This window comes from Brucella daejeonensis, from assembly GCF_014199265.1.
Classification (GTDB): domain Bacteria; phylum Pseudomonadota; class Alphaproteobacteria; order Rhizobiales; family Rhizobiaceae; genus Brucella; species Brucella daejeonensis.
Genome location: NZ_JACIJG010000007.1, coordinates 59,762 through 79,043, shown reverse-complemented (window position 1 = coordinate 79,043; position 19,282 = coordinate 59,762). Strand labels below are relative to the sequence as shown.

Genomic DNA, 19,282 nt, shown 5'->3' with positions numbered 1-19,282 from the left:
GCTTTTTCGAGGTCAGGCAGGTTTCCAGCCCGGCTCGATCGCATCCGCTTCCGCGCGCCACAAATCGGCATAGTCGACATTCTGCCAATCCTTGAACCAGGGGCCGCCGCGCGTATAGTGGACGACTTTCGGCAGACCGCTTGCCGGCTTTTCGTTCCAGCCTTCCAGCCAGTTATATTCCGTCGGGAGCGCACCGATTTCATCGTCCGCCGCCCATTGCATACGGTGCAGATAAGCACCCGTCTCGCGATTGACCAGCTCCGGCGTAAGCTGGCGGGTCGAAGGGTGACCGCAGTTGAACAACATGCACGATGACCAGTTCTTGCGCGGATAGCTCGTCTGGACCTTGCCGTCCATCTTCACGCTGTCCTTGGGCTGATAGTCGTGCTGCACGCAATAAACCGCCTTCGATGGATCGTTATAGGATTGAAGGCCAGCAATATCGCCGAGGAAAAGAAAATCGCAATCGCAAAAAAGAGCCCAGCCCTTATAGCCCGCCAGCCATGGCGTGAAGAACCGCGAATAAGTGAACTCCGTCGATGCGAGCGGGTCGATGTCGCGGGTATAGGCACCCTGACCGACCAGATCCTGCAATTTGATCGGCACGATCTCCAGGGGGATGGACGAATGTTTCAGGGCGGATGCCTTCGCGACTTCATATGCGATGGGTTCGCGGGAATCCCAGCCGATGAAAATGCGTAACGGTTCACTCATTCAGATACTCCTTTAGAGAGATTTCGCCGTGATCGTTCCACTTCGCCGCCGGAAATAATGTGGCGGCTGGCAATTACTGGAGCAGGCTGATGCGGCCTGCCTCTACCTGTTTCTCAATCCAGGAACGTTCGTCGCCCCACGTGTGGCGCTTCCATCCTTCCCAGGTGAAACCGCAGATTTTTACATCCCAGCTTTCAACTGGGCATTTTCCAAGCATGTACCAGATGCCAAAAAAGCCAGTGCTTGGAAAGGCTTTGCTCATATTATCCTCGGTCACGCCCAGCTCCCTGCAGCCGGCAACGTAAAATTGCGGCGGCATGATTCGTATTTCCTTGCCGGCCGCGCCGACGACCTCGACGGTTTCCATTGTCCAGTCGCTGCGTCGCCCCTTGAGGCGGGAAAGAATGTTGGGCTTGGGGTGATACATGCGGATAATGCTCGGATGATAGGCGAGCATGACCTCTTTCGCCGCCCTGAAGGTCGGGGTCCGGATGAAACCGGGATCGCGGAGACGGCGCTGCATCGGCTTGCTGGACGTCGCCAGCATCAGAAGATCGGTTCGGGTGCCGCTCATGCCGATCGATTGCTTCGGTTCGTTGAAGCGAACGACGAAATCAGCCGCATCGACTTCCTTCGAAAGGTCTCGGGGCAGGGGAGCATTGCCAACGATGATGAGGGTTTTCTTCATTGCTACCGGTTCGTCTCGACTGAGGATTGTCTCAATCGGGTCTAACCGGAATTTCTCTTATTGGAAAGTATTGGCTGTCCCAGAGAAGCTATATTGCAACTTGTTCAGTAGGATTTCCGTGAAGGCAACGCAGCCATGCGGGATATGCACTTCTCACGGGGAGAGAAAAGGCGGAAGCTTCACGTCGGGAGGAAGATAAAAAAGGGGATACCGCCATGACACTTCGTACCCACTTCCACCGTTGGATGCAGTATCGTGAAAACCTGCGCGAGCTGAACGGTTGCACCGATCGCGAACTTGGTGATCTCGGTCTTTCCCGCGCGGACATCCCGCGCGTGGCGCGCGAAGCGGCTTTCGCCTGAGACAGGCGCTGACATATTGGACATCAGCCTGACAACCGCCCGATATCGCTTTCGCAGCCCGGTTTATACCTCGCCGGGCTTCCTGAAGCGTATATGGATGTCGTCGCTTGCCAGGTCGAAACCGGCATAGTTGCGCTGGAAGGCGATGAGGGCATCGTTTACGCCCTTTGAATAGTCGTCCTCCTGCACATCGATATGATGCCGGTAGAGGATTCTTTCGCCTTTATAGAAAATAACCTGACCTTCCATCATAGCCTCCTTTTATATGGACGGGCCTGTGGCTGAAATGGCGTCGAACAGATGCTTCTTCAGTCGGTTTATTCTCTGGAGATAGGCGAAGCGGTCCGTGTTTCAAGATGTCCGGTGGTGTGCCTGACGGGCGCTGAGCGCGAGCCAGGCGCGCGCGGCGTGAGAAAGGAACGCACCTTTCCGCCAGATCAGCGCCATATGCCAGCTGACGTCTGCGTCCTTTATCCTGTGTATCCGCACGCCTGGATGCTGGCGCTGTTCGGCGATCATTCCTGGCAGGAAGCCAATGCCCATTCCGGCGGCCACAAGCTCGACGATGAAATCGATCTGGCTTGAGCGCACCGCGACATTAGGGGAATATCCGTGCAGCCGACACGCATCGAGGATGATGTGATTGAGCGCAAAGCCGCTCTCGAAAAGAATGAAGGGCAGGCCCGATATTTCCCGCAGGCTGACGCCGTTATCACCGTTGACCGGGTGACTGGCGGGCATGAGGGCGACCACGGGTTCGCAAAGGACGTCCTGCCATTCGAAACTGTCCGCTACCGGCAGCAGCGAAGCGGCAAGCTCCACTTCGCCCGCGAGGAGAAGCTCCTCCAGCCTTTTGCTGCCATGCTCCACGAGCTGTATGTCGATCTCGGGATAAAGCTTGGTATAGGCCGCGAAAACCGGCGCGAACAGCACGCTGGACCCGATGGGCGGCAGGCCGAGCCTCAGAAGACCGCGCTTCAGGCCGCGCAATTCCTCGATCTCGGCCAGCATGTCGTCCCTCTCGGTCAGCATGGCGAGGGCGCGGCGATAGACGATCTCCCCCGCCGCCGTCAGGCGGGAGGGCGAAGCCTCGCGGTCGAGCAGGGTGATCCCCAGTTCGTCCTCAAGCTGTTTCACCGCCTTGCTGACGGTCGACTGGGTTGCATTGATGGTTTTCGCAGCGGCGGAAAATCCGCCCTGACGCACCACCTCGATGAATGCCTGAAAGCTGCGCAAGTTCATGAGCTATTCTATATCGGAATAGCTGCAATGAAATCAATTCATTTCTAGAATAGTCTGTCAGCGCCTATATTCACTCTTGAAAACGCACTCATTCCGCAACGGAACACTGAAATGAACGCTCATGGCCTTTTGATCCGGTTTCGCTACGCGCTGCATCATAGTCGTGTGATGCAGATTGCGACGCTTGTCGGTTTCTGGCTGGCAGGCGAACTCTTTGTCCGTCTGGTCGGTCTGCCTCTGCCCGGCGGCATTGTCGGCATGGTTCTGGTGCTGGCCCTGCTTCTGAGCGGCCGTGTCAGCCTGTTCAGCATGAAGCGCGGCGCGGAATGGTTCCTGGCCGAAATGCTGCTCTTCTTCGTTCCGGCGGTTCTGGCAATTCTCGAACACCGCGAACTGGTCGGTATGCTGGGCCTGAAGATCATGGCCGTCATCCTGCTTGGCACGCTGACGGTGATGAGCATTACCGCGCTTACGGTCGATCTTTGCTACCGGTGGAGCCTCCGCCATGTTGTCAAGTAATCCTCTTGTCGCGACGCTTTTCTGGTCTGCGGCCACGATCCTGTTCTATCTTGCCGCAAAGCGCGTCTATCGCCGTTTTCCCATGTGGTGGCTCACGCCCCTGGCCATTACGCCGCTTCTTCTGATGGCGTTGGTCATTGGGCTCAACGAAGACTATCGCGGCTATTTCAGCGCGACCCACTGGCTGGTTGCGCTGCTCGGTCCGGCAACCGTTGCCTTCGCCATTCCGATCTATCAGCAACGCGCAACCATCCGCCGTTACTGGCCGGTGCTGCTTGCAGGCGTGGTCGTCGGCAGTTCGTCGGCCATGTTGTCGGCATGGGGGCTTGCCCATCTGCTCGGTCTCAACGAAGCGATCAGCCTGAGCCTCCTGCCGCGTTCGATGAGCACGCCCTTCGCCATGACCGTTTCGGGCGATATCGGCGGAACGCCCGACCTGACCGCGATCTTCGTGGTGCTGACCGGTGTTTTCGGCGCAGCGCTCGGTGAAGTGATGCTGAACTGGCTGCCCCTTCGCTCGGCTCTGGCCAGAGGAGCCCTGTTCGGCATGGGCGCGCATGGCGCGGGCGTCGCCAAGGCGCATCAGATCGGGCGTGAGGAAGGTTCGATTGCCGGCCTTGTCATGGTGCTGGTCGGGCTGGTGAACGTGCTGGCGGCGCCATTAATTGCGCATATCCTTTAAAATGTTGAGTTTGTTATGAAAGCGCCTTTTGGGGCGCTTTCTTTTTACGGGCTGCTGCCTTTTTTTCGAGCGCTGTCGTCTTTGCATAACTGATATGCATTAATGGCCGTTGCTGCACGGGGCGAGGCCCTGTAGATATTTGGTCATCGAGTTCACTCCTCCTCCCAGAACTCGATACGGAATACGGCACTCCTCCTCCCAAGCCGTATTCAAGATCAGGCCGCGCATCCTCCTCCCGCGCGGCCTTTTTCTTTTTTGTCTCCGGTTTCATTTTCCCGATCCGCCGCCCTGCCTTGACAATGCGTCGCCGCGCTTGCCCATAGGCAAGGTCCGCCAATTGCTCTATCTGTCTTATCCTGTGCAAACCGGGGAAACAGCGTCAATGACAAGCGGCATCCATCACGTCACCCTCATCACGCGCAAGGTTCAGGCCAATGTCGATTTCTATGCCGGTTTTCTCGGGATGCGCATCGTCAAGCAGACGGGAGGGTTCGAGGATGCCGAACAGCTCCACCTGTTTTATGGCGACCGGTCGGGGACACCGGGATCGCTGATCACGTTTCTGGTCTGGGAAGACGGCTCGAAAGGGCGCGTCGGCCATGGTCAGGTCAGTGAAATCGCGCTGGCCATCGATCGCACCGCCATCGGTTTCTGGCTGGAACGCGCCTTGCGCTACCATGTGCCGTCCGAAGGTCCGGTTCAGGAGTTTGGCGAACCCGTTCTACGGCTGAAAGACCCCGACGGGGTGATTGTCAAGCTTGTCGGAAGCGATCTTCGCGCCAATGACCTATGGGTCGGCGAAGGCATTCCGGCGCAGTTCGCGGTTCGCCGCCTGCGTGCGACGACGGTCCTGTCGGAAACGCCGGAGCAGACGGCCAGCTTCATCGAGCGCCATTTCGGCTTCAGGCCCCGCGCAAGGGTAGGCGTCATAGATAGGCTCGTTTCCGATTCCGGCGATGCTATCGACGTTCGCGATGCGGGTGGTTTCTGGCCGGGTGTTCCCGGAACGGGCATTGCCGATCATGTAGCCTTTCGCGCTGCCGACGTGGATGCCGTGACAGCAGCGGAAAAGGAGCTTTCCAGGCTCAATTCCAGCGAGGTCAACGTGCATGACCGCAAATATTTCACGTCGCTTTATGTCCGCGAACCGGGCGGGACTTTGTTCGAGTTCGCCACCGATGCGCCGGGCTTTGCGGTTGACGAGTCGGTAGAGACGCTGGGCCGGCAGCTCTTCGTGCCGCCCGGCAATGAAGAAAAGGCGGATGCCGTTCGCGCCCGTATGCCGCAATTCGCATTGCCGGGTGAGGAGCGGGTGATCTATCGCGACCTGCCGTTCGTGCATCGCATCGCCCTGCCGGAGAACCCGGACGGCAGCACGCTGATATTGCTGCACGGAACGGGCGGCAACGAAAACGACCTCATGCCGCTTGCCCGCAAGGCCGCGCCGCGCGCGACGCTTCTCGGCATCAGGGGGCGCAGCACGGAGGAGGGCATCCAGCGCTGGTTCCGTCGCTACGATCTGAAGCGCTTCGATCAGGCGGATATCCGGTTCGAGTCGGATGCCTTCGAGGCTTTCGTCGAAGGGGCGCTCGCCTCCTATGACATAGACCCGGCCCGGACGGCGTTCATCGGCAATTCGAACGGCGCCAACATGCTTGCCGCCTTCATGCGGCTGCACCCGCATATTGTGCGCAGGGCGGTTCTGCTGCGGGCGACCGAGGTGCTGGAAGACGCGCCAGCGGCCGATCTTTCGGACGTTTCGATATTGTTGCTGAGAGGCGCGGCCGACCCGTTCGGAGACGAGACCGGCATTCTTGAAAAGGCCCTGCGCGAGGGCGGCGCGCAAGTCGATGCCCATGCCGTCAATGCCGGACATGCGCTGATCGGTGAAGATATTCGTCTGGTGCGTGAGTGGCTGGAAGGCAAGTTTGAATAAAAGAAAGGCTGTCGGATATGCCCGACAGCCTTTCGTTTGTCGAAGCCGTCAGTCGAGCGGCTTCAGGCCGTTTTCGATGGCCTCGCGCCTGCCTTCGAGGAAAGGCGGAAGCGACAGGCGCTCACCGAGACTTTCAAGCGGCTCGTCCACGGCAAAGCCTGGACCGTCCGTCGCGATTTCGAACAGGATGCCGTTCGGCTCGCGGAAATAAAGCGAGCGGAAATAGTAGCGCTCGACTTCACCGCTCGACGGCATACGGAGCGACCGCAGGCGGTCCACCCATTCCTGCATGGTTTCCTGGTCCGGCGTGCGGAAAGCGACGTGGTGCACAGCACCTGCTCCCTGCCAGGCGGTGGGCAGTTTCGGCTGGACGGCGACATGCAATTCCGCTGCGGCGCCGCCTGCGCCCATGGAAAAGACATGGACATGACCTTCACCATCCGGTGACGCATAATCGCCGGTCTGGCGCATGTTCATGACCTTTTCCAGCACGATCTGGGTCGGCGCCAGTTCGGGAACGCTGAGCGTGATCGGGCCGAGGCCGCGAATCTGCCGTTCCGCCGGGACGGGACTTTTGTCCCAGTCATGGGCTTCGCCCGCGCCGCCATCGTCGGTCAGCCGGAGCCGCTGCCCTTCAGGGTCTTCCAGATCGATGACGGCGCGACCGGCGACCTCGAAAATATCGCTCGTCTCGACGCCCTTTTCCTTCAGATGGTTCCGCCACCATTCCAGGCTCTCCACGCCGTTGACGCGCAGGCCCGTACGGGCGACGCTGTTCGTGCCGCGCTGTTCCCGCTGCACCGGCCAGTCGAAAAAGGTGATGTCGGTACCGGGCGATGCAAGCCCGTCGGCATAGAAGAGGTGATATGCGCTCGTATCGTCCTGGTTGACGGTCTTCTTGACGAGCCTCAGTCCAAGCGTATCGGTATAAAAGCGCCGGTTGCCGGGCGCGTCGGCGGTGATGGCTGTCAGATGGTGCAGCCCGGTCAGTTCCAAAGCCATGATTGTGCCTCCTTCGCAAATTCCGCGTTGAGTTTGTGTTGGGGCTTATATTGGCTATGGGGGCAGGGACGGGAAGATCAGCTTGCTGAACAGTGTGTAACCGATAAGCCGCAATAGCATCGCGTTCGACAGCCGGTGGATAATTGGGACTTGGCAGAACGTTTTGCGTCAAGAATATACTAACCTTCAAAGTTCCGGTGTAACAGGCCTTGTTGGCGTGGTGTTGGGAGAGTCTGGTTTTGCGGCGCATTTTTTCTTGGACAACACCTGTGTTGCTCGTCCTGTTTACCCTCGTGGCGGGTTGCGCCGGCCGACCCGAGGGTGTGCTTCTCCCGGTCGGAGAGGTAACGTCTCCCGGTACGACCAAGGTCAATCTCGTGGTCGCGACCACGCGTCGGCCATCTGACAATCCCGGTATTCTTTTCTCCGGCGAGCGCGACAAACTCGTGTCGCTCAACGATATCGTCGTGTCCATTCCGCCCGAAAAGAACCGCAAGGTGGGCGAGGTGCAGTGGCCGAAAAAGCTTCCGCCCAATCCGCAGACGGATTTCGCCACCGTCAGCGTGACGCCGCTCAAGACCGATGTCGAAATGGCGGGCTGGGTGCGCCCACATCTCACCGGGAGCCGCCGGGTGATGGTTTTCGTGCACGGCTTTAACAACACGTTCGAGGATTCCGTCTACCGCTTTGCCCAGATCGTGCACGATTCAGGCGCGGATGTTGCGCCGGTGATCTTCACCTGGCCGTCGCGCGCCAGCGTGTTCGACTATAATTACGACAAGGAAAGCACCAATTATTCCCGTGACGCGCTGGAGCAGATCCTGCGCGCCATCGCTCGCGAGCCTGCGGTCAAGGACATTACCGTCATGGCTCACTCGATGGGCAGCTGGCTGACGGTGGAGGCGCTGCGCCAGATGGCGATCCGGGATGGCCGTGTGAACGCCAAGGTCACCGACGTCATTCTTGCGTCGCCCGACCTCGACGTCGATGTGTTCTCCAAGCAATTCCTGGCGATGGGCAAGGAGCACCCGCGTTTCACGCTGTTCACGTCCCGCGATGACAGGGCGCTCGCGCTGTCGCGGCGCATTTCCGGCAATATCGATCGTCTGGGCCAGATCGATCCGTCCATTGAACCTTACCGCTCCGAGCTTGAAAAGGCGGGCATCACCGTTATCGACCTGACGCAGCTGAAGGCCGGGGACCGTCTCAATCACGGCAAGTTTGCGTCGAGTCCCGAAGTCGTACAGCTCATAGGCCAGCGCCTTGTCGCAGGCCAGACCATCACGGATTCGCAGGTGGGGCTCGGAGATCGTCTGGGTGCCGTGGCCATGGGAACGGCGCAAGGCGTCGGCACGGCTGCATCGCTGGTGGTGACGGCGCCGATTGCCGTGTTCGATCCGAACACGCGCAAGACCTATGACGAGCAGATCGACCGCTTCGGTCGCGCTGTCGGCAATACGGTCGGCGTGGTAACCATTCCCAATAAATAATACCAAGGCTCGATGAGCGGAACGCATCGAGCCCTCCGTCTTGGTTGTTGTCATATTTCAGCTGAGGCTGTAGAACTCGCGGCCACCGGCATTTTGCAGCCAGATGGAAACATTTGGCTTGGCATAAATGCTGTTATGAATGCTTGGCTGCGAGGAGAAGCCCATGCAGATTATCCGCACCATCGAGGAATTGCGTCAGGCTCTGGCGCCGAAGCGAAAAACGGGCCGGAAGATCGGTTTCGTGCCGACGATGGGCTATCTTCACAAAGGCCATCTTGAACTGGTGCGCAGGGCGCGCGACGAAAACGACGTCATCGTCGTGTCGATCTTCGTCAATCCGTTGCAGTTCGGCGCGAACGAAGACCTCGACAAATATCCGCGCGATCTGGAACGCGACGCCGCCCTGCTGCGTGATGCGGGGGTCGATTATCTCTTTGCGCCGACTGTCGGCGATATGTATCCCTGCCCGATGCAGACGGTGGTGGACGTGCCCACGCTCGGCAATCAGATGGAAGGTGAGGCGCGCCCCGGCCATTTTGCCGGTGTCGCGACCGTGGTGAGCAAGCTTTTCAATATCGTGCTACCGGATGCCGCCTATTTCGGCGAGAAGGATTTTCAGCAACTGGTCATCATTCGCCGCATGGTCGAGGACATGGCCATTCCGGTGCGCGTTGTCGGCGTCGAAACCGTTCGGGAAGACGACGGTCTCGCCTGCTCGTCGCGCAATGTCTACCTGTCGCCCGAGCAGCGTGCCGCCGCGATCATCGTCCCGAAAGCGCTGGATGAGGCGGAGCGACTCTATCGCTCCGGCATGGACGATCCCGACGCGCTCGAAGCAGCGATCCGTGCGTTCATAGCGGCGGAATCTCTGGCGACGCCCGAGGTGGTGGCGATCCGCGACCCGGAAACGCTGGAACGGCTGAGCGCCGTGCAGGGAAGGCCGATCCTTGTCGCGCTTTTCGTGCGTCTTGGCGCGACGCGGCTTCTCGACAATCGTGTCATCGCGCACGTCGCGCAGGAAAAGGCGGCCTGAAATGAGTGCTCCCGTCAAGCAGAAGCGGCTGACGCCGAAATCGATCCAGGCCATGAAGGGTGAACGTCCGATCGTCAGCCTCACTGCCTATACGACGCCGGTTGCGCGCCTGCTCGATCCGCATTGTGAATTGCTGCTCGTGGGCGACTCGCTCGGCATGGTGCTCTATGGCATGGATTCCACGCTTGCCGTCACGCTCGACATGATGATTGCGCATGGGCAGGCGGTCATGCGCGGTGTCGAGACAGCCTGCGTCATCGTCGATATGCCTTTCGGCTCCTATCAGGAATCGAGGGAACAGGCGTTTCGAAACGCAGCCCGGATCATGCAGGAAACCGGCTGCGACGGGGTGAAGCTCGAAGGCGGCGAGGAAATGGCCGAAACGGTGGCCTTTCTGGTGAAACGCGGCATTCCGGTGTTCGGCCATGTCGGACTGATGCCGCAGCAGGTCAATACGGTCGGCGGCTTCCGTTCGCTTGGACGCGGCGACGAGGAAGCCGACCGGATACGCTGCGACGCTCAGGCCATTGCCGATGCGGGCGCCTTTGCGCTCGTCATCGAAGGCACGGTGGAACCGCTGGCGCGCGAGATCACCGCGTCGCTTGCCATTCCGACCGTCGGCATCGGCGCTTCGGCTGCCTGTGACGGACAGATTCTGGTTTCGGACGACATGCTGGGCCTGTTTCAGGATTTCACGCCGCGCTTCGTGAAGCGTTTCGCCAATCTCGCGCCGCAGGTCTCCGATGCGGCCAAAGCCTATGCCGAGGAGGTGCGGGCGCGCAGCTTTCCCGGCCCTGAGCATGTTTTCGGGGCAAAGCCGAAGGCGTAACGGCGAAAACTGTGGCTGATGCCGTACAGCGCCTTGTAATCGTTTGACGATCGCGTTCAATGGTTCCGATCTGAATGGAGCTGTTTTGACCGACGATATTGCCCATACCGAACTGATCGCCGTACTTGTGGCCGTGACCGGCGAACAGCCGCGTGTCATGACCGTGCGGCCGGGCCAGACCCAGGTGCAGGCTCTGCCCTCCGGCCCGTTTGAAACCGGGCACCGTTCGCTTCAGTCGGGACTGCGTGCCTGGGTGCAGGCGGAAACCGCGCACCCGGTCGGCTATCTCGAACAGCTCTACACATTCGCGGACCGTGACCGGCACCCCGAAGGGGAGCGCATCATTTCGATCAGCTATCTTGGCCTGGTACGCGAAAGCGATGCCGCGGCGGGGCAGGCGGGCTGGCGCGGCTGGTACGAATATCTGCCATGGGAGGACCATCGTCAGGGCGAGCCTCCCATCATGGAGCATCTGCATAACGCCCTTCTGGTCTGGGCCTATCGCGCCGAGACGCCCGAACTGGTCGCGCAGCGGATGCGGCGCATTTCCTTCACTTTCGGTTTTGCCAATGGTGAATGGAGCGGGCGCTGGAACGAGGATCTGGTGCTCCAGCGCTACGAACTGCTTTACGAAGCCGGTCTCGTGGCCGAGGCCGGGATGAAGGAAGACGAAAACGGGCGCGCCATGTTCGCCGATCACCGTCGTATCCTTGCCACGGCGATTGCGCGGCTGCGCGCCAAGATCAAGTATCGTCCGGTGGTCTTCGAGCTAATGCCGGAAAGCTTCACGCTGCTGCAATTGCAGCGTACCGTCGAGGCGCTGGCCGGACTGCGCCTGCACAAGCAGAATTTCCGCCGCCTGATCGAGCAGCAGGACCTCGTTGAGGAAACCGGAGAAACCGACAGCGAAACCGGCGGGCGCCCGGCAAAACTGTTCCGCTTCCGCTACTCGATTGTCGAGGAACGCGCCCTTTCCGAACGCTATCTGGCCGGAGCAAAGCTGCCTCTCTCCCGCGATTGACAATATGCTCGAATCGAGTATAAGTGCATAAACATGAAATACTCATAATGAGTATAATCGATGCGCTGAAAATCCGTGCGCCAACATTCATGCACCGGGGAGGTTCGCCATGAACGACCATGTTTCCGTCTCGCAACTCTATGACCGGGTAGCGAAGATAATGCCGAAGGCGGAGTGGCTGGGTTTCGAGAGCGATGTGGCGGCGATCCTCGAATTGAAGAAAAAGCGCAATGCCGTCATTCTGGCGCATAATTACCAGACCCCGGAAATCTTCCATTGCGTGGCCGATATCGTCGGCGACAGCCTTGCCTTGGCGCGCAAGGCTGCGGAAGTCGATGCCGATGTGATCGTGCTGGCCGGTGTGCATTTCATGGCCGAGACGGCAAAATTGCTCAACCCGTCCAAGACGGTGCTGATCCCCGATCTGGGGGCTGGCTGCTCGCTGGCGGATTCCATCACGCCGCAGGACGTGGCGCTCTTGCGTGAGGCGCATCCGGGTGTGCCGATCGTCACCTATGTCAATACGTCCGCCGCGGTGAAGGCCGCCTCGGATATCTGCTGCACCTCCGGCAATGCGAAAAAGGTTGTGGAATCGCTTGGCGTGCCGCGCGTGCTGATGATCCCGGATGAGTATCTGGCTCAAAACGTCGCCCGCGAAACCGATGTGGAAATTCTGAGCTGGCACGGCCATTGCGAGGTGCATGAGCGCTTCACGCCGGACGATATTCGCGAATTGCGCGACAGCCATCCGGGCGTCATGGTGCTGGCGCATCCCGAATGCCCGCCGGAAGTGGTGGCGGCTGCCGATTTCGCCGGGTCCACCGCCGTCATGTCCGACTATGTCGGAGAAAAGAAGCCGCAGCGCGTCGTGCTCCTGACCGAATGCTCGATGAGCGACAATGTTGCCGTTGATCACCCGGACGTCGAATTCATTCGTCCCTGTAATCTCTGCCCGCATATGAAGCGGATCACGCTCGCCAATATCCGTGAGGCACTGGAACAGAACCGCCACGAAGTGACGGTCGATGCCGCATTGATGGAACCGGCCCGGCGCGCCGTCGAGCGGATGCTGGCAGTATGAGCGACAATCCCGTCATGGTGGTGGGCAGCGGCCTTGCCGGGCTGATGACGGCGCTGACGCTGGCGCCTCTGCCGGTTCTGCTCGTGACGGCGGGCGGGCTCGGCCTGTCCGGTTCCAGCGAACTGGCGCAGGGCGGCATCGCCGCAAGCATCGCGGCCGACGATAATGCAGTCCTGCATCTTGCCGACACGCTCGCCGCCGGTGACGGTCTGTGTGACGCAGGCGTTGCGGCGGGAATTATCGAGGCGGGGCCTGAAATCATTGCCGCTCTTGAGGCGCATGGCGTCCGTTTCGATCGCAAGGCGGATGGCTCCTATGCGCTTGGCCTGGAAGCCGCACACAGCCGCCACCGTATCGCGCATGTCGATGGCGACGCGACGGGCGCCGGCATCATGCGGGCGCTGACGGCGAAGGTCCGGGCGACGCCTTCCATAACCGTTATGGAAAATACTCGCGCCCTTCGGCTGATGAACAGGGATGGCCGCGTCGTTGGGGCGGTTCTCGAAAATTATGGCCCGGTTGCCGCCCGCGCCGTTGTGCTTGCGACCGGCGGGATCGGCGGGCTTTATACGGCAACGACCACGCCGCTCGGCAATCTGGGACAGGGTGCTGCGCTCGCCGGACGGGCGGGCGCGGTGCTGGCCGACATGGAATTCGTACAGTTCCATCCGACCGCGCTTGCCGTGTCCGCGCCGCGTCTGCCGCTGGTCAGCGAGGCGGTCCGCGGCGAAGGCGCCATTCTGGTGAACGATTGCGGCGAGCGTTTCATGGCCGACATTCCGGGGCGGGAACTTGCGTCACGCGATGTGGTAGCGCGCGCCATAGGCGCGGAAATAGCGCGCGGGAGGCAGGTCTTTCTCGATGCGCGCGCCGCGCTGGGACCGCGTTTTGCCAGCCGCTTCCCCGGCATCGACGGGCTTTGCAGGCAGCACGGTATCGATCCGTCGCACGATCTCATTCCGGTGCGGCCCGCCACGCATTACCACATGGGCGGTGTGGCGACGGATGGGGACGGGCGCACGAGCCTGTCCGGCCTTTGGGCCGTGGGCGAAGCCGCCTGCACCGGCCTGCATGGCGCAAACCGCCTTGCCAGCAATTCGCTGCTGGAAGCGGCTGTCATGGGGCTTCGCGCCGGTCGCTCCATCGCGGACGAACCCTTCGTGCCCGTGACGCATCTTTCACCGGTCAGCCTGCCGCACATGACAGACCCGGCCGCCGTGCGGTCGACGGTTTCCCGGTATCTCGGCCTGTTGCGGGATGAGGAAGGTCTGCGCTCTGCCATTGCCGCGCTTCTTCCGCTGGCGCAGGACGGCGATGCTGCGGCTGTGGCGCTCGTGGTTGCGGTTGCCGCCTTCGAACGACGCGAAACGCGCGGCAGCCATGCCCGCACCGATTTTCCCGCCAAGAACGCGGCTTCGGCCCGCAGCTTTTACACTTTTCAGGCAGCTTTCGCGTTCGCTCGCGAAATTGCCACGCCCCAACCCGTTACCGAACCCGTTGCCCGGCCTGTTACCCAACCCGTTACAAGGACCGCCTGATGAACCTCCCGCGTCTTTCTCCACTTGTCATCGAACCTCTGGTGCGGGCAACCCTTCTGGAAGATCTGGGGCTTGCAGGCGATATCACCAGCAACGCCGTGGTGCCGGAAGATCACCGCTCGGCCATGCTGTTCAGCCTGCGCCAGCCTGGCGTCGCGGCCGGTCTCGATGTGGCCGAAATGGCATTCCGCCTGGTCGACCCGGAAGTGAAGTTCGAACGCATGGCGCGTGACGGCGATGCGCTGGAAAAGGGTGCGAATATCGCCCGCGTTTCCGGCCCATCGCGCTCCATTCTGGCGGGCGAGCGCACCGCGCTCAATTTTCTCGGCCACCTTTCCGGCATCGCCACCGCGACAGCCGGTCTGGTGAAGGCCGCTCAAGGGACGAAGGCATCCATCGTCTGCACCCGCAAGACCACCCCCGGCCTGCGCGCCGTGCAGAAATACGCGGTCAGGGCCGGTGGCGGCATGAATCACCGTTTCGCGCTTTATGATGCCGTGCTGATCAAGGACAATCATATTGCCGTTGCGGGCGGTGTGCGCGAGGCCATTGAACGCGCCAGGGCCGGTGCGGGCCATATGGTCAAGATCGAGGTGGAAGTGGATACGCTGCAACAGCTTGATGAAGCCATGGCGACCGGCGTCGATGCCGTGCTTCTCGACAATATGTCGCCGGAACGGTTGCGCGAGGCGGTGGCCATCATCGGAGGCCGCGCCATTTCGGAAGCGTCCGGCGGCATCACACCGGAAACGGTGGCGGCAGTCGCGGCCAGCGGCGTCGATCTGATTTCGGTTGGCTGGACCACGCACAGCGCGCCCAATCTCGATATCGGGCTCGACTTCGAGGCTTGACGAAAAAAGGGAGGCCGAAGCCTCCCTTTTCCTTATCCGCATCGCGGCGGAGCTTATTTTTCAACGAAGGCCTTTTCGATGACGTATTCGCCAGCTTCGCTCTGGCTACCTTCCTTAAAACCGCGCTCTTCCAGAATCTGCTTCGTTTCCGCCAGCATTTCCGGGCTGCCGCACAGCATCATGCGGTCGTCTTCATGGTTGAATTCCGGCAGGCCGATATCCTTGAAAATCTGTCCCGAACGGATGAGATCGGTCAGGCGTCCGCGGTTCTTGTAAGGCTCACGGGTGACGGTCGGATAATAGATGAGCTGCTTTTGTACCATTTCGCCGAGGAATTCGTCCTGCGGCAGTTCCTTGGAGATGAAATCCGTATAGGCAAGCTCGGCGACCTGACGCACGCCATGCACGAGAATGATCTTCTCGAAGCGCTCATAGGCTTCGAGGTCGCGGATGATCGACAGGAATGGCGCAAGGCCGGTGCCGGTCGAAAGCAACCAGAGATTCTTGCCCGGCTTCAGATTGTCGTAGAGCAGCGTGCCGACGGGCTTCTTGGAGAGGATGATCTGGTCGCCCTTCTTCAGATGCTGAAGCTTCGAGGTCAGCGGACCGTTCGGCACCTTGATCGAGAAGAATTCCAGACCGTCTTCATAAAGGCTCGACGCAATGGAATAGGCGCGGGTCAGCGGCTTTCCGTTCACTTCCAGACCCATCATGATGAACTGGCCGCTCTGGAAGCGGAAGCCGGGGTCACGTGTCGTGCGGAAGGAAAACAGCGTATCGGTCCAGTGATGGATGTCGGTGACGGTTTCCTGATTAAAATTACTGCTCATCTTCGGAACTGTCTCTGTCTTGCTCCTGCACCGCTTGGGAGGACGGCGCCTGCGGAATGGATCGGTTGGTTCGGTCTTTATCGGTCATTGCTGCATTTCGCCCGCAGCCACGCAGCTCCATGGAGCTTGCATCTTCCGCAGGCAAAATGCTTTGATTGCAATCAATTCAACGCGTCATGCTGCCTTCAGGGTGGCTTCCGCGAATTCGTAATTGGCCAGCTTGTCGAGGAAGTTCGTCACATAGTCAGGCCGACGATTACGGAAATCGAGATAATAGCTATGCTCCCAGACATCAAGCCCCAACAGCGCCTTGCCTTCGCCCGTTGCGAGCGGATTGGAGCCGTTTGGCGTCTTGGCAACTTTCAGCTTGCCGTCATCGGCCAGAACCAGCCATGCCCAGCCTGAGCCGAACTGGCCGACAGCCGCAGCCTTGAAGGCTTCCTTGAACTGGTCCACGCCGCCGAAATCCTCAACGATCTTCTTTTCCAGCGCGCCGGGCAGGCGACCGCCGTTCGGCGAGAGGTTCTGCCAGAAAAGATTGTGGTTCCAGTGCTGGCCGGCATTGTTGAAAACGGGGGCCAGGTCAGCCTTGTCTTTCGCAAACAGCACGATTTCTTCAAGGGATTTGCCCTTGAGCGCGTCGTTCTTTTCGACGAAGCCGTTCAGCGCGGTTACATAGGCCTGATGATGCTTGCCATGGTGCAACTCAAGCGTTTCCGTTCCCATGCCTGCGCCTTCGAGGGCGTTGGTTGCATAGGGAAGCGGAGGCAGGGTGAAGCTCATTTTAAAACTCCTTGTTATACCAAGTCTCATCGAGACCCGGTTAGGCCTGAGTGGCGATTGAACTTTTCAAGGCGTGATGCATAAGCATCTTAGCGCCTTGGTATTACGTACGCCGTCGCGGCCCGGACCCGTCAGGCCCATTCATCTGTCTTTACTGGTCGCCGGTTGAGTGCCGTCGTTTGATAACGATCTTGCTAAAATTGTGCCAATGGCTTATTTAACAAGATAATCCTTCTTTAAATAGAAAATCGGCAATATGTCAAGAAATGACTTTCTAAATGCAGACGTTTCGGTAGCACGTTCTCCCGCCGAGCGGATCATGCTCTCGCTCAAGATGCGGGGTGCGCAGACCGCTGCCGTGATCGGCGAACATCTGGGAACGACCGGCGAGGCCGTGCGCCAGCAATTGGTGCGTCTTGCCGAGGAAGGTCTCGTCGCTCCGCATTCGGTATCGCAGGGCGTCGGGCGTCCCTCTCAGTTCTGGGACCTGACCGAGACCGGCAACAAGCGCTTTCCCGACACCCACGCCGACCTGACAGTTCAGCTTCTGCATTCCGTGCGCGCCATTCTCGGTCAGGATGCGCTCGATGTGCTGATCACCCATCGTGAGACGGAGACACGCCGACAGTATCAGGCCCGCCTGAAGGACTTGCCGCTTGGCGAACGGGTGAAGGAACTGGCGGCCATCCGCTCGGCGGAAGGATATATGGCCGATGTCGAGCAGCAGGAAGATGGGTCGTGGCTGTTTATCGAAAACCACTGCCCGATCTGCGCCGCCGCCGATGCGTGTCAGGGTTTTTGCCGGGCGGAGCTTGAGATATTCATCGCCGTTCTCGGTCCCGGTGTTTCGGTAAGGCGCACCGAGCATATTCTGGCCGGCGCACGGCGCTGCGCTTATATCATCGCAGCGACCGGTGAACGGCATCCTGATTGAACTCAGCATGATGCGGGCTGCGGCTGTCTTGCGCTGCGAACCAGCGCCAGCGCCGACAGGAAAGCCAGTCCGGACAATATTGCGAAGCCGGAGAAGAGCCAGAGCGCGGCATGGGCCGTGCCCGCAAAACCACCGGGATTGCTGAGGCCCGCCATATTGGCAACCATGCCGGCCAGCGCAGCGCCAAGCGCAGTCGTGAAAAGCTGGACCATGGTCACGGAAGCGGACGCCAGATTCTGGTCTTCCGTGTCGGCCCGCTTGAAGATACGGGTCAGCAGATGCGGCCATGTCAGGCCGACGCCGAAGCCGATGACCGCCAGCGCGAGACAGATCGGCAGAAGATCGTACCAATGTCCTTCGCTTCCGGTCGGAATGAGAATGGCCAGGGTCACCATGCCCGCGACGCCCATGACGGGAGCGGCGAGGATGACCCTGTCGGTGCGCCCGTCGGGAACGCCTGACGAGCCGATGGAGCCGAGCGTCCAGCTGCCGCCCATGATGGCGGCGAGATATCCGGCCACCAGCGGCGACTGGTTGTGCAGCACCTGGAAGAACAGCGGCACGAAGACTTCCGAACTGGTGACGGATGCGCTCAGAAAGGCGAGGGTGAGATAGAGCGCGCCGAGCCGCTGGATGCTGAACGAGCCTTTCGGAAGAATGCGCCTGCTGGCCTTGTTCTCGATCGCCGCAAGCAGAAGCAGCAGAATGATGGCGAGCAACACGCCGGAAGCATTCCACGCCAGATCGGACGATATGCTCCCGGCCGAAACCGAAAGAACCGCAGCGGTGAGAAGGACGAGTTGCGGCCAGGCCAGGCGGTCCTCGCTGGCCGCCGAACCGGACTCGCGCGGCAATACGGTTATGGCCATGACGGTGAAGACGGCAATAACGGGGGCGAGCGACCAGAAGGCGGCGCGCCACATGCCCAGTTCTGCAAAGACGCCGCCGATAGCCGGGCCGACAAGCGTCGCCACGCCCCACATGCCCGAAACCAGTCCGATGGCACGGGGCCAAAGGGTTTCGTCGAAGACGATACGGATCATGGAATAGGAAAGGGCGAGCATCATGCCGCCGCCGAGCCCCTGTATCGCGCGCCCCGCCAGCATAACGGGCATGGACGGCGCAAGGCCGCAGGCAAGTGTTCCCGCTGCAAAGACGATTGCGGCGACCAGATAGGCGCTTCGCGGTCCTGCCTGCGAAAGAAGCCGGGGAACGAGCGCGGAGCCGAGGATGGATGCGGTCACGAACAGCGCGGTATTCCATGCATAATAATCGATGCCGCCAATATCGGCGACAACGGTCGGCAGAATGGTCGTGGCGATGAACACATTTATTGCATGAAGCGCTACGCCGCCCACCAGCGTCAGCGAGACTATGGCATTCTTGCCTGCGAACAGGTCTCCCCATCCTGCGGTCGACTTCTGATCCTGCATTGGATTTTCCCTTGATGCATTTGCATGAGCGGAAGCCGCGACGGCTTCGCCTTTCCAGATAATGCCAATGGCTACGCCCGGCCTTATAATTTGTCAAGCAAATGCTTGTTTAATTATTTTGATGGTCCGACTGGCCACTATAAGGGCAGGATAGCGGCGCTTCGAAACAAGGAGCTTCACCGAAAACAGTGGAGACGTATGGAAGGGGTTCAAATTCCGGGGAAAAGCCTTATATGAAGCCCGAACCACCGGAGGTGGCCGGAGATGGGAAGCGATCCGCGACAGCTTGTGGGGAAATTTTTTCCCGATAATGC

At 60.2% G+C, this 19,282-nt stretch carries 21 protein-coding genes; 12 read left to right on the top strand and 9 right to left on the bottom strand.

The window, feature by feature from the left end:
• Window positions 1-12: 12 nt before the first annotated feature.
• The gene (locus FHS76_RS10750; protein ID WP_183651965.1) at window positions 13-714 is read right to left on the bottom strand and encodes a glycosyltransferase; all 702 of its coding nucleotides are present in this window, start codon (window positions 712-714) and stop codon (window positions 13-15) included.
• Window positions 715-787: 73 nt separating this feature from the next.
• Complete coding sequence (locus FHS76_RS10745) at window positions 788-1,402, bottom strand: glycosyltransferase family 29 protein (RefSeq protein WP_183651962.1); 615 nt, start codon at window positions 1,400-1,402, stop codon at window positions 788-790.
• A 215-nt stretch (window positions 1,403-1,617) separates the two neighbouring features.
• Here FHS76_RS10745 and FHS76_RS10740 point away from each other — a divergent pair, with 215 nt between their 5' ends.
• Window positions 1,618-1,764: a DUF1127 domain-containing protein gene (locus tag FHS76_RS10740; protein WP_183651959.1), complete on the top strand. Its 147-nt coding sequence runs from the start codon at window positions 1,618-1,620 to the stop codon at window positions 1,762-1,764.
• 63 nt (window positions 1,765-1,827) lie between these two features.
• On the opposite strand, the gene FHS76_RS10735 is transcribed toward FHS76_RS10740, so the two are convergent.
• Window positions 1,828-2,013: a hypothetical protein gene (locus tag FHS76_RS10735; protein WP_183651956.1), complete on the bottom strand. Its 186-nt coding sequence runs from the start codon at window positions 2,011-2,013 to the stop codon at window positions 1,828-1,830.
• Window positions 2,014-2,115: 102 nt separating this feature from the next.
• Window positions 2,116-3,006 carry a LysR family transcriptional regulator gene (locus FHS76_RS10730; protein WP_183651953.1) on the bottom strand — a complete coding sequence of 297 codons (891 nt, stop codon included), beginning with the start codon at window positions 3,004-3,006 and terminating at the stop codon, window positions 2,116-2,118.
• A 111-nt stretch (window positions 3,007-3,117) separates the two neighbouring features.
• Here FHS76_RS10730 and FHS76_RS10725 point away from each other — a divergent pair, with 111 nt between their 5' ends.
• Entirely contained in the window at window positions 3,118-3,525 is a 408-nt protein-coding gene (locus tag FHS76_RS10725; RefSeq protein ID WP_183651950.1) for a CidA/LrgA family protein, read from the top strand.
• On the top strand, window positions 3,512-4,207 hold the full coding sequence (locus FHS76_RS10720; RefSeq protein WP_183651947.1) for an LrgB family protein: 696 nt from the start codon (window positions 3,512-3,514) through the stop codon (window positions 4,205-4,207). The genes FHS76_RS10725 and FHS76_RS10720 overlap by 14 nt, the downstream gene beginning before the upstream one ends.
• 13 nt (window positions 4,208-4,220) lie before the next feature.
• Here FHS76_RS10720 and FHS76_RS10715 read toward each other — a convergent pair whose 3' ends face one another.
• Window positions 4,221-4,478, bottom strand: a complete 258-nt coding sequence (locus FHS76_RS10715) for a hypothetical protein (protein WP_183651944.1) — start codon at window positions 4,476-4,478, stop codon at window positions 4,221-4,223.
• A gap of 111 nt (window positions 4,479-4,589) precedes the next feature.
• Here FHS76_RS10715 and FHS76_RS10710 point away from each other — a divergent pair, with 111 nt between their 5' ends.
• Complete coding sequence (locus FHS76_RS10710; protein WP_183651941.1) at window positions 4,590-6,143, top strand: VOC family protein; 1,554 nt, start codon at window positions 4,590-4,592, stop codon at window positions 6,141-6,143.
• Window positions 6,144-6,191: 48 nt separating this feature from the next.
• Here FHS76_RS10710 and FHS76_RS10705 read toward each other — a convergent pair whose 3' ends face one another.
• On the bottom strand, window positions 6,192-7,145 hold the full coding sequence (locus FHS76_RS10705; protein WP_183651938.1) for a ring-cleaving dioxygenase: 954 nt from the start codon (window positions 7,143-7,145) through the stop codon (window positions 6,192-6,194).
• 233 nt (window positions 7,146-7,378) lie between these two features.
• Between FHS76_RS10705 and FHS76_RS10700 the strand changes: the two genes are divergently transcribed.
• The 7 genes from FHS76_RS10700 (at window position 7,379) to nadC (ending at window position 14,988) form a co-directional block, all read left to right on the top strand.
• A complete protein-coding gene (locus FHS76_RS10700) occupies window positions 7,379-8,635 on the top strand; it encodes an alpha/beta hydrolase (RefSeq protein WP_374828586.1) in 1,257 nt (418 codons plus the stop codon).
• 163 nt (window positions 8,636-8,798) lie between these two features.
• Window positions 8,799-9,668 carry a pantoate--beta-alanine ligase gene (panC, locus tag FHS76_RS10695; RefSeq protein ID WP_183651932.1) on the top strand — a complete coding sequence of 290 codons (870 nt, stop codon included), beginning with the start codon at window positions 8,799-8,801 and terminating at the stop codon, window positions 9,666-9,668.
• Window position 9,669: 1 nt separating this feature from the next.
• Window positions 9,670-10,497 carry a 3-methyl-2-oxobutanoate hydroxymethyltransferase gene (panB, locus tag FHS76_RS10690; RefSeq protein ID WP_183651929.1) on the top strand — a complete coding sequence of 276 codons (828 nt, stop codon included), beginning with the start codon at window positions 9,670-9,672 and terminating at the stop codon, window positions 10,495-10,497.
• 85 nt (window positions 10,498-10,582) lie between these two features.
• Complete coding sequence (locus FHS76_RS10685; protein ID WP_183651926.1) at window positions 10,583-11,518, top strand: NUDIX hydrolase; 936 nt, start codon at window positions 10,583-10,585, stop codon at window positions 11,516-11,518.
• 109 nt (window positions 11,519-11,627) lie between these two features.
• Window positions 11,628-12,599, top strand: a complete 972-nt coding sequence (gene nadA, locus FHS76_RS10680) for a quinolinate synthase NadA (protein ID WP_183651923.1) — start codon at window positions 11,628-11,630, stop codon at window positions 12,597-12,599.
• Complete coding sequence (locus FHS76_RS10675; RefSeq protein ID WP_183651920.1) at window positions 12,596-14,137, top strand: L-aspartate oxidase; 1,542 nt, start codon at window positions 12,596-12,598, stop codon at window positions 14,135-14,137. Before nadA ends, FHS76_RS10675 begins: the two co-directional genes overlap by 4 nt.
• Window positions 14,137-14,988 (top strand): carboxylating nicotinate-nucleotide diphosphorylase, encoded by an 852-nt coding sequence (nadC, locus tag FHS76_RS10670; RefSeq protein WP_183651917.1) that lies wholly within the window; start codon window positions 14,137-14,139, stop codon window positions 14,986-14,988. Before FHS76_RS10675 ends, nadC begins: the two co-directional genes overlap by 1 nt.
• A gap of 53 nt (window positions 14,989-15,041) precedes the next feature.
• Here nadC and FHS76_RS10665 read toward each other — a convergent pair whose 3' ends face one another.
• Together FHS76_RS10665 and FHS76_RS10660 are read right to left on the bottom strand one after the other, a co-directional pair.
• Window positions 15,042-15,818: a ferredoxin--NADP reductase gene (locus tag FHS76_RS10665; protein ID WP_183651914.1), complete on the bottom strand. Its 777-nt coding sequence runs from the start codon at window positions 15,816-15,818 to the stop codon at window positions 15,042-15,044.
• A 174-nt stretch (window positions 15,819-15,992) separates the two neighbouring features.
• Window positions 15,993-16,601: a superoxide dismutase gene (locus FHS76_RS10660; protein ID WP_183651911.1), complete on the bottom strand. Its 609-nt coding sequence runs from the start codon at window positions 16,599-16,601 to the stop codon at window positions 15,993-15,995.
• A 319-nt stretch (window positions 16,602-16,920) separates the two neighbouring features.
• On the opposite strand from FHS76_RS10660, the gene FHS76_RS10655 reads away from it, so the two are divergent.
• Window positions 16,921-17,535: a helix-turn-helix transcriptional regulator gene (locus tag FHS76_RS10655; protein ID WP_210306076.1), complete on the top strand. Its 615-nt coding sequence runs from the start codon at window positions 16,921-16,923 to the stop codon at window positions 17,533-17,535.
• Window positions 17,536-17,537: 2 nt separating this feature from the next.
• Here FHS76_RS10655 and FHS76_RS10650 read toward each other — a convergent pair whose 3' ends face one another.
• Entirely contained in the window at window positions 17,538-18,968 is a 1,431-nt protein-coding gene (locus FHS76_RS10650; protein ID WP_183651905.1) for an MFS transporter, read from the bottom strand.
• Window positions 18,969-19,282 lie beyond the last annotated feature (314 nt).

What these genes read in the sequence shown, in the direction of transcription:
- panC (WP_183651932.1), top strand. Translation starts at nt 8,799, where the DNA reads ATGCAGATTATCCGCACCATCGAGGAATTGCGTCAGGCTCTGGCGCCG.
- FHS76_RS10665 (WP_183651914.1), bottom strand. Translation starts at nt 15,818, where the DNA reads ATGAGCAGTAATTTTAATCAGGAAACCGTCACCGACATCCATCACTGG.
- FHS76_RS10710 (WP_183651941.1), top strand. Translation starts at nt 4,590, where the DNA reads ATGACAAGCGGCATCCATCACGTCACCCTCATCACGCGCAAGGTTCAG.
- FHS76_RS10725 (WP_183651950.1), top strand. Translation starts at nt 3,118, where the DNA reads ATGAACGCTCATGGCCTTTTGATCCGGTTTCGCTACGCGCTGCATCAT.
- FHS76_RS10650 (WP_183651905.1), bottom strand. Translation starts at nt 18,968, where the DNA reads ATGCAGGATCAGAAGTCGACCGCAGGATGGGGAGACCTGTTCGCAGGC.
- FHS76_RS10745 (WP_183651962.1), bottom strand. Translation starts at nt 1,402, where the DNA reads ATGAAGAAAACCCTCATCATCGTTGGCAATGCTCCCCTGCCCCGAGAC.
- FHS76_RS10660 (WP_183651911.1), bottom strand. Translation starts at nt 16,601, where the DNA reads ATGAGCTTCACCCTGCCTCCGCTTCCCTATGCAACCAACGCCCTCGAA.
- FHS76_RS10730 (WP_183651953.1), bottom strand. Translation starts at nt 3,006, where the DNA reads ATGAACTTGCGCAGCTTTCAGGCATTCATCGAGGTGGTGCGTCAGGGC.
- FHS76_RS10735 (WP_183651956.1), bottom strand. Translation starts at nt 2,013, where the DNA reads ATGGAAGGTCAGGTTATTTTCTATAAAGGCGAAAGAATCCTCTACCGG.
- FHS76_RS10720 (WP_183651947.1), top strand. Translation starts at nt 3,512, where the DNA reads ATGTTGTCAAGTAATCCTCTTGTCGCGACGCTTTTCTGGTCTGCGGCC.
- nadA (WP_183651923.1), top strand. Translation starts at nt 11,628, where the DNA reads ATGAACGACCATGTTTCCGTCTCGCAACTCTATGACCGGGTAGCGAAG.
- FHS76_RS10740 (WP_183651959.1), top strand. Translation starts at nt 1,618, where the DNA reads ATGACACTTCGTACCCACTTCCACCGTTGGATGCAGTATCGTGAAAAC.
- FHS76_RS10655 (WP_210306076.1), top strand. Translation starts at nt 16,921, where the DNA reads ATGCTCTCGCTCAAGATGCGGGGTGCGCAGACCGCTGCCGTGATCGGC.
- panB (WP_183651929.1), top strand. Translation starts at nt 9,670, where the DNA reads ATGAGTGCTCCCGTCAAGCAGAAGCGGCTGACGCCGAAATCGATCCAG.
- FHS76_RS10705 (WP_183651938.1), bottom strand. Translation starts at nt 7,145, where the DNA reads ATGGCTTTGGAACTGACCGGGCTGCACCATCTGACAGCCATCACCGCC.
- FHS76_RS10715 (WP_183651944.1), bottom strand. Translation starts at nt 4,478, where the DNA reads ATGAAACCGGAGACAAAAAAGAAAAAGGCCGCGCGGGAGGAGGATGCG.
- nadC (WP_183651917.1), top strand. Translation starts at nt 14,137, where the DNA reads ATGAACCTCCCGCGTCTTTCTCCACTTGTCATCGAACCTCTGGTGCGG.
- FHS76_RS10750 (WP_183651965.1), bottom strand. Translation starts at nt 714, where the DNA reads ATGAGTGAACCGTTACGCATTTTCATCGGCTGGGATTCCCGCGAACCC.
- FHS76_RS10675 (WP_183651920.1), top strand. Translation starts at nt 12,596, where the DNA reads ATGAGCGACAATCCCGTCATGGTGGTGGGCAGCGGCCTTGCCGGGCTG.